Source organism: Vallitaleaceae bacterium 9-2 (assembly GCA_038396585.1).
GTDB lineage: Bacteria > Bacillota > Clostridia > Lachnospirales > Vallitaleaceae > UBA1351.
This window is the reverse complement of record CP121691.1, coordinates 1,358,286-1,372,614: the sequence shown is the minus strand read 5'-3', so window position 1 is coordinate 1,372,614 and position 14,329 is coordinate 1,358,286. Positions and strand designations below refer to the sequence as shown.

18 protein-coding genes are annotated in these 14,329 nt (G+C 33.4%); all 18 read right to left on the bottom strand.

The features are described 5' to 3' along the window. Window positions 1-103 precede the first annotated feature (103 nt). Window positions 104-976 (bottom strand): alpha/beta hydrolase, encoded by an 873-nt coding sequence (locus QBE53_06455; GenBank protein ID WZL82749.1) that lies wholly within the window; start codon window positions 974-976, stop codon window positions 104-106. 47 nt (window positions 977-1,023) lie between these two features. Then, window positions 1,024-1,698, bottom strand: coding sequence for a methyltransferase domain-containing protein (locus QBE53_06450; GenBank protein ID WZL82748.1), 675 nt, complete (start codon window positions 1,696-1,698; stop codon window positions 1,024-1,026). Between the two features lie 519 nt (window positions 1,699-2,217). Beyond that, window positions 2,218-3,084: an NAD-dependent epimerase/dehydratase family protein gene (locus QBE53_06445; protein ID WZL82747.1), complete on the bottom strand. Its 867-nt coding sequence runs from the start codon at window positions 3,082-3,084 to the stop codon at window positions 2,218-2,220. Between the two features lie 56 nt (window positions 3,085-3,140). Then, complete coding sequence (locus QBE53_06440; protein WZL82746.1) at window positions 3,141-3,983, bottom strand: hypothetical protein; 843 nt, start codon at window positions 3,981-3,983, stop codon at window positions 3,141-3,143. Between the two features lie 62 nt (window positions 3,984-4,045). Then, on the bottom strand, window positions 4,046-4,798 hold the full coding sequence (locus QBE53_06435; protein WZL82745.1) for a hypothetical protein: 753 nt from the start codon (window positions 4,796-4,798) through the stop codon (window positions 4,046-4,048). A gap of 248 nt (window positions 4,799-5,046) precedes the next feature. Beyond that, on the bottom strand, window positions 5,047-5,637 hold the full coding sequence (locus tag QBE53_06430) for a hypothetical protein (protein ID WZL82744.1): 591 nt from the start codon (window positions 5,635-5,637) through the stop codon (window positions 5,047-5,049). 183 nt (window positions 5,638-5,820) lie between these two features. Beyond that, window positions 5,821-6,585, bottom strand: a complete 765-nt coding sequence (locus tag QBE53_06425; protein ID WZL82743.1) for a hypothetical protein — start codon at window positions 6,583-6,585, stop codon at window positions 5,821-5,823. Between the two features lie 192 nt (window positions 6,586-6,777). Beyond that, a complete protein-coding gene (locus tag QBE53_06420; GenBank protein ID WZL82742.1) occupies window positions 6,778-7,839 on the bottom strand; it encodes a hypothetical protein in 1,062 nt (353 codons plus the stop codon). A 21-nt stretch (window positions 7,840-7,860) separates the two neighbouring features. Then, window positions 7,861-8,022, bottom strand: coding sequence for a hypothetical protein (locus QBE53_06415; GenBank protein WZL82741.1), 162 nt, complete (start codon window positions 8,020-8,022; stop codon window positions 7,861-7,863). Between the two features lie 164 nt (window positions 8,023-8,186). Further along, a complete protein-coding gene (locus tag QBE53_06410) occupies window positions 8,187-8,711 on the bottom strand; it encodes a GNAT family protein (GenBank protein WZL82740.1) in 525 nt (174 codons plus the stop codon). A gap of 51 nt (window positions 8,712-8,762) precedes the next feature. Further along, entirely contained in the window at window positions 8,763-9,842 is a 1,080-nt protein-coding gene (locus QBE53_06405; protein WZL82739.1) for a saccharopine dehydrogenase NADP-binding domain-containing protein, read from the bottom strand. Window positions 9,843-9,954: 112 nt separating this feature from the next. Then, window positions 9,955-10,674, bottom strand: a complete 720-nt coding sequence (locus QBE53_06400; GenBank protein WZL82738.1) for a hypothetical protein — start codon at window positions 10,672-10,674, stop codon at window positions 9,955-9,957. A gap of 64 nt (window positions 10,675-10,738) precedes the next feature. Beyond that, window positions 10,739-11,080, bottom strand: coding sequence for a hypothetical protein (locus QBE53_06395; GenBank protein WZL82737.1), 342 nt, complete (start codon window positions 11,078-11,080; stop codon window positions 10,739-10,741). Between the two features lie 17 nt (window positions 11,081-11,097). Beyond that, complete coding sequence (locus tag QBE53_06390) at window positions 11,098-11,289, bottom strand: hypothetical protein (protein ID WZL82736.1); 192 nt, start codon at window positions 11,287-11,289, stop codon at window positions 11,098-11,100. Between the two features lie 20 nt (window positions 11,290-11,309). After that, window positions 11,310-11,576, bottom strand: a complete 267-nt coding sequence (locus tag QBE53_06385) for a hypothetical protein (GenBank protein WZL82735.1) — start codon at window positions 11,574-11,576, stop codon at window positions 11,310-11,312. Window positions 11,577-11,759: 183 nt separating this feature from the next. Continuing rightward, a protein-coding gene (locus QBE53_06380; protein WZL82734.1) for an IS3 family transposase occupies window positions 11,760-12,901 on the bottom strand; the annotation gives its coding sequence in 2 pieces (ribosomal slippage) (window positions 11,760-12,646 and window positions 12,646-12,901; 1,143 coding nt in all). A 60-nt stretch (window positions 12,902-12,961) separates the two neighbouring features. Beyond that, complete coding sequence (locus QBE53_06375; GenBank protein ID WZL82733.1) at window positions 12,962-13,651, bottom strand: hypothetical protein; 690 nt, start codon at window positions 13,649-13,651, stop codon at window positions 12,962-12,964. A 130-nt stretch (window positions 13,652-13,781) separates the two neighbouring features. Next, complete coding sequence (locus QBE53_06370) at window positions 13,782-14,222, bottom strand: hypothetical protein (GenBank protein WZL82732.1); 441 nt, start codon at window positions 14,220-14,222, stop codon at window positions 13,782-13,784. Window positions 14,223-14,329: the final 107 nt, after the last annotated feature.

Here is a 14,329-nt window from a genome sequence, read left to right as displayed (position 1 = left end):
TTTATATCTGCCTATAAATTGCTAGTAGTAACTTGTGTCCGAAGCTTTAACTATATAATGCTCATTAGAGATTGTTAAATCTTAAAACCACTCTAAACATATTTTATTCTCTATCTCGTAACCATTGTACAAGCTTTTTTTTAGCCTCTATCTCTTTTGAGAATAAATACACACATAAGTCAGAATGATAACTTCCTTTTGCTTTAAATACCTCAGCTATTTGTCCCTTATTTTTATTATTGATATAATCAACAAATGTTTGTGAGTTTTCAATTTCAATTACTGGGTCTTTTTCTCCATGAATACATAATGTAGGTATTTTTGACAAGGCTTTATAGTCTTTAATTATCTCCATCGGACTTGCATGCTCTAGTTCTTTAGACCCTCCCATAAAATCACCAATTAATTTTGTTATTATAGGATTTTGACACACCTTAAAGTTCAAAGGCCCTGCATTTGATACCAATCCACTTATCCTGTCTGACTCTATTTTATATTCAGCTTGCCTTTTTTGATCATAGGCTAGTATACTTCCCAAGTGCGCCCCTGAAGAACTTCCTATTATTATTGCCTGTTTTTTATCCACATATTTTTCGTCTACTATATCAAAAGCTTTTTTAAATCCTGAAAACACATCTTCAATTTGTGTTGGATAAGTATAATCCGGAGCCAATCTATAGCCCACAGATACGGTCATATATCCCATTTGTGCAAAAAAACCACCTACAAATTTAAACATAGTCGGATTATTTGATGTCCAGCCTCCCCCATGGATAAAGAAAATAAATTTTTGCTTTGCGCTGTCTTTTATTGGTTCAAATACAAGCATATGTTGATTCTCATGCTTCCCGTATTTTATTTTGTTTACTTGTATGTGCTCATATTCCTTATTATTCGCTTTTTTCATCTTGATGAGTGCAAATAACGAAAAAAAACTCTCACCTATTGTGTTTTTTATCCATATCCACTTAGCCATTAGTTCTCCTCTATAATTAATTATTGACAATTTCTATTCCACACGAATTATATCTGTTGAGTACTTTTCTCCCAAACCACTCCCATAAAACATCCAAATCTTCTGACAGAGCTCCCTGGAAGAGTTTTTTTATATAAATTTCTAGTTTCTCTTTCAGATAGATAAACATCGCTTGCTAAATGATCTAGCCACTCTTTTGATGTAGAATGTCTTAAAATTCTAATACTCTTTGAATATCCGTATTTTAATATGTTTGGAAGAAAGTCTATATATGCCCCAGCTATATTTAAACTTCTTTTGGGTGTAGGTTTTTCCGAAACATTATCTACCATTACAATTTTCCCATTATCAACGAGCATCGATTTAAATCTTTCAATAACTACGTCTTTATCCTTTATGTGATGCAAAGTTGTTCTACTCACAATAAAATCAAACTTTTCTGTCAATGTTATATTCGTTGCGTTCATATTTATAAATTTTATATTGCTTGAATTTCTTTTGCTTCTCCCAATTTCAAGCATATTTTCAGAGATATCTATTCCAATCACTTCATCAAAATGTTTAGACAAAGCATTCATTAATACTCCACTTCCGCAACCAATATCTAACGCTCTTTTTTTTCCTATAGACAGATTTGCCAAAAAATAATCGTTATTATTAAAAATCTCACTTATGAAATCATATTCGACTGCTAAATCATCAAATTTTTGTTTATTATCCATTATTTCTCCTTCTTGTGTCACATCACAATTTCAATCTTTTCCAAATGATTTTATCAATCCTAGATTGTCCTTGGCTAGTAGTAGTTACATCGTCGTAGGAGGTAATCATCTAATCACTATTTTCTTTTAACATTCTAAGCATGATTTTTTTAGTTTTAAAATATAGTCTATAATTGAATTGGTGACAATATGGGTCTGCAAAGCCATGATATCCCTTATACATTTCCAAAACTTCGATATTCTTTTTTTCTTCTATTTCCTTCACAAGTGCTTCAACATTAAACTTTTCGTTTGACGCAAAAAAGATAAACATCGAATCCTAGCTCATGTAAATCGTTGCACTTTTGCTTTATATTAGCATTTATTCCATAAATTTCATGTAACAAAAGTACAACTTTCTTATTTCCCACGGATAGTTGATACATATTCTTTCCTCATTCTTCACTGTACAGCGCTTGTATTATAGGGCTATATTTATCATGGTCATGCTTATACAATGTGGCTTTGTTTTGGTCGACATTAACAGTCAACCATCTTAATATACTTATCCAACAAAGCATATATCCAATCCTTTAATATTGAAAATTCAAACCCTATACTTGCAGCTAATTCTGTATTTATACTCAGCTCTTTTTCACCATTATATGGTCCTGCTTCTCCCACATGTGAATAAATTGCTTTTCTACCTGTTTTCTCTTCTACATAAGTTATAATCTCATTAAGTGATACTGTGCCATAGCTGCTTCCATTAATAGGACCATGAAAATCGTGTTCCGCAAGATATGCAAGAAATTTACCTGCTTCATCGGATTGGATAAAGGTAAGTTGCTCTTCTATATTATCTACAAACATCGGAATACCTTTGACGACATGTTCAACATAAAAATAAAGCCGTTTTGTATAATCATCCTCTCCAATAACAAATGGATATCGAACTGCCACAGCATGTTGCGACGCATATTTTTGAAACAACGCACACTCCGCTTGCCTTTTTGTTTCATCATATGGAAAATCTCCTCTTGAGCACCATTTTAAACTTTTTCTCATTGGATTAAACTCTAACTCAGTTGTCCCCGTTTGATTATTATAAACTGCCGCTGATGAAGCCATTATATAGCGTTTACACTGCACACTATCCAATATGATCTTTACGTCATTTGAACAGTATGCCAAATTATCAAATACCACATCATAATATTTATCTTTAAACACATTCTTAAGACTATCTATGTCAGAACGTTCAACGATAATTCTTCTGACCCTATCACTAAATTCATCTTTTGCTCTACCTCTCGTAGCAATTGTTACATGATAACCTGTGTCCAATAAAGTGCGAACCAGATGAATTCCAAAAAACCTTGTTCCGCCTAAAACTAAAATATCCAAATATAACTCCTCCTTAAGGTTTAGATATCGAGGATATCTATCATAGCGCTAGCGTTTTAGATTGCTTTTTCTTGGAGATATATCCGAAAATCATTTAAAAACTCTTCTTCACTCGCATACCCTGCAATTGAATAATCATCTGGGCTATTCATATATTCCTTATACTTTACAAAGTCCATATCAAAGCATTCTTCAATCATAAACTTAGCTTTATATCCGGCCAAATTATACTGCATCCGAATAGTATCTCCTCCACCTTGATAGGTTACGATAGATGATAAATTAGATGGTATGTCTTCCAAAGTAAATTCCATTGATTGTCCAGCCAGATAACACGCAATTCCTTCTCTAATATCTATATACCCATGTGGCAAGATAATATGAACAAGCTCATGAACAGGTATTTTTAGCATCTCTTCTTCTGTTTTAATACTTGTATCCGACGGAGATGTTAGATGTACTACACGTTCTTCATGATCTGCAAATCCTGTTGTATTCCCATTGTTCTCACCACCAAACGCCCCTTCCCAAAAGGCTGGCTGGTCTTTATATACAATAAAAGTAATCTCTTCATCAAAGGATACTTCAAAGTCATCGATAAATTTTTTATACGCCTGATTTACAACTTTTTCAACCCGCTCATCTTGGTTGGTATCAATATATTGAAAAACAAGATTTGAAGCTAGTGTAACTTCCTCTTCTACTTCTTCTAGCTCTTGCATCTCTTCATTTGCTACTTGAATATCATCCACCTCATTTTCTTGCTCATTGATTTGTATAGATTCTGTTTGAATAGTGGCCTCTCCACCATTATCCACCTCTGTTTGAACCTCCAATTCTTTTGCCTCACAACCAGTCAATACGATCCCTAAAGTTAATGCGATAATTAATTTTTTCATAAATGCCTCTCTCTCTCTTTATTGTTTTATTATTCTTTATAGATTATTAATTAAATCGAATCTTATTGCGTATCATTTGTCCAATCTCTTAAAAACCATGTATTATCTATATACTCTAAGCTCTTATTATGGTATGCCTTGGCTTTATATTTCTCATAATCCTCATACATGGCATCCATATCAGTCATCGTTCCTAATCCATACATTGAAACTTCAAAACTCCCCTCCTCCTCATCTTCTAATAAGCGATCAAAATCAATCGCTAATCCCGACTTACTAAGTTCAACCAACTCTACTATAAGGTCATCCCCTAATAGATTAACGACCTTTCCATGCACTTTCTTAATTTTATTACATATAAGTCTATTCAATACATCTCGATACTCTTGTATGTCACGATAATAAATTATATTGTTCCAACCATCATCATGGGCAAGATATACAAAACGGTTATTTAATTTTTCAAAAAACGGGGATTGTACTGGTTGTTGCAGCTTTCCAAGATAGATTAGTTCAGCCGCTTCAAGGCGCGTCATTGACCTAAGTCCTTTAACATCCGAAAAATCAATCCAGCAAAAATCGCCATAATTATAAACTTCTTCTGCAATAAACTCTTCAATATCATCTTCTACACAAATGTGGCATCTTGTAGTAAAATCAAACGCACTTCCCCAATAATCTCCTTCCAAAATAAGTATATTTTTCGGTCTGTCTTCTATACAATTCATAAATTCGTTGAATTCAATTCCATATGATAGTACTTTATTTTCTTCTTCTAAAAATGATAAATATAATAACTCTCTCGTCTTAGGCATAAGCTCTCTTCCTCTATTTTTTCTATATTTAGCCCAATCATCCTAGGGACTTACATTATGTGACGTCAGCTTCTGGCTCCAGCAATTTTATGTATCGTGAAAAGCTTAACATAACGATCTTCAATTTACAATTAAAGGGTTATTAAATTTTATTTTATATTATTAAAATGATGTATTTTTACATGTTTCCTGTACATGATTGCAATTGGCGTTATATATGTCGTTATCTATGGAAATTACGCACATGTCTAAGAACGATGCTCACACAACTTTTCCCATAATATTGTATATTTTTTTATATTAAAAACCTGTATTGTTTTTTCTTTATGCTTTATCTCCAACGTAAGTCTGCATCCAAAGTCTTTTCTTACATTGGATATATCCTTAAAGCAATACTTATTACCCATATATATTATATAATCTTCACTTTCAAAAACTGAACTGAATGTTGGGGTTGGTATTAATAAAATACTCATCCCTATTAATATTAATAAGAATGCTCTATATTCCCCTATCGATAACAACGCCCAATACATTAAGTGCATTAAAATTAGTAGCACTAATTTTATGTAATAAGTCCTAATCTTTGGAGAATATATCACGCTTACATTCTTAAGATCAACTCTTTTCTTAAACAAAACTCCTCTTATAATAAATATCAAATATATTAAAATCACCAATCCATATAATAACAAAAGAAATTGCCTTTGTAAGGCTGTCAAATCCTCATTGATACTGTACGTTCGTTTATTTATTATGTAAAAATAAGTTAAACCAAAATACACGCTAATGACCAAATATGCAATAATTCTTTCCCTTGTTTTTATTATATACTCCATATCTTTTTCTCCTATAAAATATCTCTAAACACTTTACAAATCATATCTTAACCGCTCCGTTTTTTTGAAGGCTCAGCACCGGACTTAAAAAGTCCTCACCCAGTGAAGAGATATGCGTAGCGAAAGGTAGTATATTGTTAAGTGACATAATTTTGTATCTAATTGCTCTTTAGCCCAATTAGCTTAACCCATTAAATCCATATATTTATTTCCACATGAACACTCTTTCAATTTAGCTCCCCCTTTCATGTTTTTATAATTATTACACGTTTTTTTCTTTTTACACCTAATATTCTTGACGACTTTAAAATCAGATATTTCTACTTTGCCTTTCAACTTATTCCCTTTATAAGGTCTTATTACAAAACATATTTCCTTCAAATCGTTTGGAGATGAAAACAACTCTTTAAGCTTACAAAAGTAATATATTTCTGAATTTTCTTTAATTACCACATCTACTGCTTTATCTTTTCCCCAAAACTGGTTACCTTCAAGTATTAAAGTTTTGACATCATTAGACTTGCATTTAAATATCAAATAATACCCTTGTTCATAATAATCTTCCAACTCTTCTATACCTGTTACCACAAAGCTTCCCCAGTTATTTGGATCATTAAATAGATATTTATAGTTTAATTTGAGCACACCATTAAAAGATGTTGCGTCAATAGATACACATGAATTATTGCTACAAAAAACTCCTCTTTTTTTTGCTACTCCTTGACTAATATCAATAAGTCTAGTAACTTCAAGTGAGGTGAAATTAAAATCATCAATTTTCTTATCTTTTAATGTTTTAATCCTTTCCTTCACAGCACTTAACATCTCTAACTTCTTTTTTCCGAGTCTTTTTGAAAAAAAATAGATAACTGCCATAACCATACAAATAACGGTGAATATATTTAGAAATACTCCAATATTATCACTAATTGTTCTTAATAACGGCATAAGTGTCCCCCTTCATTATCTTTACTCATGTGTATGTTGAAAATCACTCATTAAGTGCTACAATAGCTGACTATTTTCCAAGTATAAACTCTATAAACCATTTCTTTTTTGTAGTTATACAAGACATATATACTATAACCATCTGCCCTGTCGGTATAAAGCCACTAAAAATCCATTAAAGATGCTGATATTTCAAATGCTTCGTCCATCATTTTTTTGCAAACATGATACTTCTTGATCAAACCATCTTTTAATGTCATCGCCTATGTCTAAGAGGGAATCATCCACTAATATGGGAATTCCTCGGCAACCACCATCACAATGACCGACTTCTCTTTTTCTGCCACACCCATATCCTTTGGTAATTAGCTCCTGTAAGATTGGTGGAAGAGTTCTAATGGTGTCTGTATATTCGTCGGTCTTTGTTGATTTTACATTAATATGGTATCCATTGTTTAGAGAAGCATTCATCCCCCATACATCCTTGCGCTTATAGCGATACTTCACATAGATATGAAAGCCTTTGATTTCGACTATACTGTTAAGCCCTTTGGCTACATAGCGCTGATGCAAGTGGACAATGAATTCCCGCACCTCTTTAGATAAAGGCTTTATCGTGTCTTGGACAACGGCCAGCACATCCGTTTCCTCTTTTTTCAATACTCTGTAATCACAACGCAAGAAAACATCCTGGTTGACAAGGGTGCCGTAATCTTTTTCGGCAATTGCCATCACTTTGAGACCTATCAGCATAGAGGGGTTTTCTGGATAAGTGAAGTATATGGTTTTGATATCCAGTAGATTTTGTCTATTGTTATGCATATCTATGCCTTCAATATGGATACCGCACGCTTCCAAAAACCGAAGACATTCAAGATTTTTTGTGACGGATAGCTTTTTATTGAACACGGTATTCTTGCAGGCAAGCGATTGGGAGCTCTTGTCAAACTTACTGTGATAACCTATGTTCATGAGCATTGTGCCTATATTGTGCAGGAACGGATAATACACTGAAAGTGTCGTTCGATTCTCATATTCATGAGCAACTTTTTTACTCTTATCATAAGCTTCCCCTTTTGTGTATACACGGTTGTACAGCCGGGTCAAAAATGCTCTAAATGCTCGAATCCCCTCACGTATACTATCTTCATCTGCCAACTTTGTATATTCAGATTTAATCGTATATGCTTCCTGCGTTTCGGGCACTAAAATCTCGCTCAAATAGCTCGCTACCTCCTGAAGTGTTTTTCTCATGTACTTTCCTCCCTTCTGGAATCAATCACGTCTATCATCATTTTTTTCTAAGTACTTCTGAAAAGCTCTTGTTCCTGTCTGTAGAAATTTGATTAATAGGATTGACACATAAATCCAAAGACCTATTAACCCTATCATTATTATTAAATTAATAATCTGAAATCCACCAAATAACCAATGCATTATTTTCCCTCCTTTCTCATTAATATAAAGATGATCTACTGATTCTTAATGATTTCATCAAATACTCCATAAAGATTTTTATCTTTTATTTCTTTATTCAGCTTCCCTACCTTCCACTAAATAAAAATAATCCTCACATTCCTTAAATAAATTCTATTGCTTTATCAGCCGTTCGCAATACATCTTTCAAATAGTAGACCATCTACCCAATCTCCATTTATCATCATTACCTTTTTCTCTCTGCCAACTTGCTCAAATCCATTTTTGAATAAGACCTTCTGCGATCCTATATTCGTTGTTGATGTTCCAGCTTCTATAATTTTTAAGCCTAATTTTTCTGCGCCTTCTCCAAGAATTAACCTTATCGCCTCAGATGCATATCCCTTCCCTTGTTCATTTTCGCTTATCCTATATCCTAGTTCAGCTCTTTTACTGTTATGACCTCTAATGGAACTTAGGTTGACTCTACCAACCATTTTTCCTGACTTGTCACGCACTATACACATATAGCATTCACCATTCAATTGCTCCAATAGTATTTCATTCATTAGGTCTTTAAATGATTCATAATTAAAATATTTTGCTGGTCTTGGTGGTAAGGTTCTCTCAAAATAATGTCTATTCTCTAACTCAAAGTCATAGATTTCTTTTATATTTTCTTGGCTCATAGCTTCAATTTTTATCTTCATATTTTCCCAACTTTCAATTAATCCGTCATAGGAAGTACCAACCGATAACATTTATATTCTTGTGTAATTACTATGAAAATCTATATAGTCATCTATTTGTTCTATTATTTCTTCCAAACTAAAGATTTCTTCAATATGATACGTACCCGAAGGATATTTTTCCCTATAAATATACTCAGCTACAATTGCAGCAACCTTACCAGTAATTTCCCCTTCTCTCTTTCCCCTAACAAAACATTCAAAACCCCTTCTAACTCCATTCTTTTTTCCTAAAGCATCTACTTTAGCTATAAAAATATCCGAACCCATATTAGATTTCTTTAATAAATTTATAAACCCCTTCCTAAAAAAGTCTAATTTCAAGGTTTTAAGTAAACCTATTTTTTTTAATAAAACCAAAAAATGTGTGACAAAACGCGAATCGAAACAAATACGATTCGATACGCTCTTGATATTTAGAGTTTCAGGCAAACCATGTTGTTCTGCAAAATCAAACCGATAAGTATACCTATCTCCGAAAGGTTTAGGAAATTTAGTACTCTTTCCATCTTCTAGACTTTTAACCTGAATTGTTTTTCCTTTTTCAATAATATTAAATTTTGTATTCATATTATCAACCATCCATTCAATTGCAGCCTTCCCATGCCCATCTCCAAGGCCAAGCATTAGATTTATATCTGCATTGTCCAAGATGTCCAAATGGGATTTACTATATTTAACCATTAAATTAGTAAGACCAGGAGATAAACCAACACTCATAACAATTGTAGAATCTGATTTTTTAGCTCGCGTATGTAACGTCTGAATTTTTGAGAAAAAATCATATGAAGCTGTAATATCAATATAATTTACCCCCATTTTGATGCACTCTTCAATAAATTTTGTATCCGTTTGGTCTAAGCACATTACTACAGTTGATACATCCTCTAATAGATTTTTATTATCCTGAGTATTGAATAAATCGAATTTCAATGGCAGTACATTTCCATTCGTTGTTTGTGTAAATTTTTTTGCTTTTTCAAAACTTCTACCGGCAGCAATAACTTTTCCCGGAAATTTTTCTCCTAAATCTCTACAAATAATTTTCCCTACATTCCCATATCCACCAATAACCAATATTTTATCTTTCATACTATTTAATCACCTTTCCGACAAATTTATTACCCAGTTGGCATTTCCACTTGAATTCCTATTTTGTAGTACTGCGTCAAAGGCCAAAGCTCAAATTGCGTTGTCGCAACTTTTATAATGGTAGCCAAGTCAGTATATACCCTCCGGCAATGAGACTCACCACATTGGCAATAAAAGTATATGCAATCCGCCTTGACACTTTCTTTTCTTTTACCAAAACAGAAACGGCAATAATTTCTGCAAAAAACACCCAAAATTCTCCAAAGAAATATATGATAATTGGGTAACTGGCAGCTACATCGACTGAATTGATATATATGTTCAACCCAATCTGTGTCATTAAATTGACTACTACAAAAATTGCCCATGACTTCTTCTGTCTAAAGCTAAACAAGTAGAAAATAAACCCTTCAAGCAATAATGTCAGTATAACCCTTGAAAAGATTAGCAATATAGATCGGCTCAAAGATTTTCCAGAAGTAATTTCCATATTCTTCATATTGACAGTATACGTATTGTGATAATGCCCTTTAATATCAAGATTATAGTTATAAATCTGTCCATTCTCTGATACTACATTTAACGTAAATGTTTCCGGTTTCTCTTCAGAAAAATACGCCTTGAACCAAAACTGTGCTTCAAAGGGATAATCTATCCTTCGCCCGGGTATTTTCTTGTCATCATACATCATCCATGCATCTGTCGCTCGTTGACCTCCTTCTAGAATAACTACAATTCCGGGTGGTTCCGCCGAATTAGCAGATACGACTAATGGAAAAGCAATTGACAAAAATACACTGAATATTATTAACGATTTTATTTTTTTTATCATATTATCCTCCAAAACGGTAATCCATATCTTAATATACCTTCAAGTATACTTAAGTTCAATACTATCAATAACAATATTCTTTTATATCATTCATAGTAATTACTAATAAGTCCAGTATCCGAAAATTCACCTTTATAATCCATAATAGTTGTATACCAAACATTGAATTCATCTGTCTTACCTTCATTGTCATATAAATTACTACGAATATCAAAGAACAATGCTCTAAGTCCGTTAAATCATTATGTTGATCTGCGGTTAATGTTCCATTGTCACTAAATTGAAAACTCATTGCAAAAAGTTCTTGGCTTAAGAATTCATGAAAATCCATAAGTTCTAACATCTCATTTGATTCACTTTCTGCAATACCTTTACCATACCTTGAAACATTCAACAATACTTTCACATTAGATACATCCATTATTAGTTCATTAAAGCTTGATTCAATCTTAGCTTTTCCTGAATCTTCATTAATTGAATTTCATCGCTATTACTACTATCTAAAACAACAATATATTCACCTAAATATTGCGGTTTAAATATTTCACTACGTATTGAATCTATAATACCACTTATATCAGTAAAATTATTATCAGACCATTCTGATTCCCCCATTGAGAATTGCTGAAGAATTACTAAATCATCACTACCAATAGAAATAACTTTATTAACATAGCTGATTCTTGTTTCATCATACGAAAAGCCTGGTGCGATATATTCACCATCTCTTCATAAGCACCATATAAAAAAATTCCTTCAAGTAGTTCAGTCTTATCTATTGATCCCGGCTCAATAAAGTCTGGTATAAAATACATAATATTTGCTAATCGATTATTCCACTCAATTAGTTCTTCGTCAGATAACTCTGGATCAAAGTCAATGATTTCTTTATCTTCTACCACATCAGCAATGCCATCTCTTTCATTTGCTAATTCCTCAATAACACGATTCGTTTCAACTAGACTTTCATTGTCTTCCTTTAAACTAGAACAACCACTTAGTAAAAAAATTATAGTTATAATTATTAAATATCTCCTCTTACAATACCTCCATGTTCTAGTCAAGCAAAATTGTCATACCAGTGGCTAGTTTGAATGTCTCATTTCAAATGGCGTCTTACCACCGTTATATGAGTGTGGTCTACGATGGTTATACCAATCGAAGATGTATTCATAGATGCCTTGGTTAAGATCTTCATCGGTCTCAAAAGAGTACTGATATACGAACTCTGTTTTCAATGTATTATAGAAACGTTCCATCGGAGCGTTGTCATACGGATTGCCGGCTCTGCTCATACTTTGAGTAATCTCATTATTAGCACAGTAGGCAATGAAATCCCTTGAGGCGTATTGCGACCCCTGGTCGCTGTGGAGAATCAATTCATCCCTTACAGGATTTGCCTCTAGTGCAACCTCCAAGGTCTCTATGGCAAGGTTAGAATCAATCCATTTACTGTTGAGACTAGCTATAATACTGCGGTCATATAGGTCGATAATGCTACAATTGTAGCGTTTAGAACCATTCTTCAGACTAAGGTATGTAAAATCGGTACACCAAACCTGATTAGGCTTTGCAGCAGTAAAGTTTTGTCCTAACAGGTTATCAAAAATGTGATGCTGATAACCTTTGATATACGGATTCTTCTTGCGACGTACAATGGCTTTAATGCCTATTTCACGCATGTATGAATAAACGGTACCATAAGAGCACTGAATCCCTTTACGGTTCAGTAAATCGCAGATCATTCGGTAACCAATGGCTCCGTTAAGTTCGTGATACACATCTTTGATCTGTTGCTTCAATGTTTCTTTTTGCTGACGATAGGCTGCTTTGCGGTCTTTTAGGTAATTGTAGTAGTCATTTGGGTAAAGGCTAAGTTTATTTAGCAACCAGTTTACGCCAAACTCTAGATGATACTCACGAATAAACTCGTACTTCTTTAGTCGATTTCCTTCGCGAAGAATGCTGCTGCCTTTTTTAAGAAATCATTCTCTTTCTTGGTCTCGGCAAGTTCCTTCTTCAAGCGTTGAATTTCAAGCATTTGATTTGTTTCGCTTTGTAACTGTGGGTTGTTCTTGCATTCTTCACGGTGCTTATTCAGCCAATATCTGAGTGTGCCATTACCTAAGTTGTATTCGTCGCTTAAACTTTTGATGGTTCTTCCTTCTTCAAGATGAAGACGGATAATTTTGTCCTGGAGGACCTTATCATATTTGTTATTTGCCATAATCGTAACTCCTTTTCAAGTTTGAATTATATCATCAAACTCGCTCTTGGTGTTACAACTTTATTGTATCAGAACATTCTTTAAATACACAGAATTTACAATTCCTTCATTATGAACAACAAGATTACGCCGTTGAAAAATTTCTACAATTGTATCTGCATGCTCATCTATACACTTGACTGACAACTTCAGAGTTTCTTTCAAGTACTTCTTCCAGCTTAAGTAGCTTCCTCTAAGAATAGATTCAACTTCTTTATCTAACAGATATTTCTTTGCATCATCTACATCGCCTATTTTTTGTAAGTCTTCTAGGGAAAGGTTTCTACCTTTTAGAATTTCAGGATTCTTCTGTAAATTATCTCTTATAATATTTGATACAAGCAGTTCAAACTGTATTATCAAAGAGATAAGTGTACTGTCAAACAAAAGTCTATGCTGCATAGATACTAATACAATACTATCAATAATTTTCTTGAACTGTAATGGTGTTAGACTTGTTATGTATGATACAGCATCCTCTTCACCCTGCGTCCGTTCCATATCACGAACTATCTCTTTACTTATTCTCCTTTGCTCTTCGCTTAGGCCTTCAGCTTTATCAGAAAATATTGCCACCATTTCTACCAAGAGTTCCTTATTGCCTTCAAACACTGTGTCAAATTCCTTCATCAACGTAGGCTCTACACACTTTACATATGCTCTAAGAGATTCAATATTCGCAAGATAGTTATTCATTGTATTTGTATACATGTTCGTTTTACTCCTCTCAAAAACTAATTTATCATTTCGGCTAACGTTCCGTGAATTGGCGACGTGGTCATCTGTCCTTGTTACTGTCCATGTCGTCAATTCGCTGTTATGTGTCGTATGGGCGGAAGCCCTAGTTATCCTCAACAATTTTCTTTGCATCTAATGCAAGGGCATACGATATAAATCTAGGTGTTTCTTCTTCAATATCTTTCTGAAAAACACCATACTCAATTAAAATATCATTCTCAATTGCTATTTCTGCTTTCTTTCTTCTCATCTCCCAGAACTCTTCCATTTCTGAGATTTCATTCATCTTAGGAATATTTAAATCACTATTTAATGCAATATTCATCTTAATATTTCTTAGCTCAAATTCCTCCGCAATAACTAATCTACCACCAAATTTTGATTTGATAATCTCTTCCAATTTAACTATAGACTTACCATTATTCTTAGCAATCAATTTTGCTGATTCAACGATCCTCAAGTGTTCCTTTTTTCTTTCCATAATTTCTTCTTCACTCATAGTTAGTTTCGCTATGCAATGTGAATTAATCTTCTTTTTCTTCATAATATCCTCTAACTTTCAAAACACTGAAGATAGACTATACAATAGTCCTTATGACACATAACGTTCCCGCAATTCCCGATGTGCACATCACTCCCAGCCTGTGTATA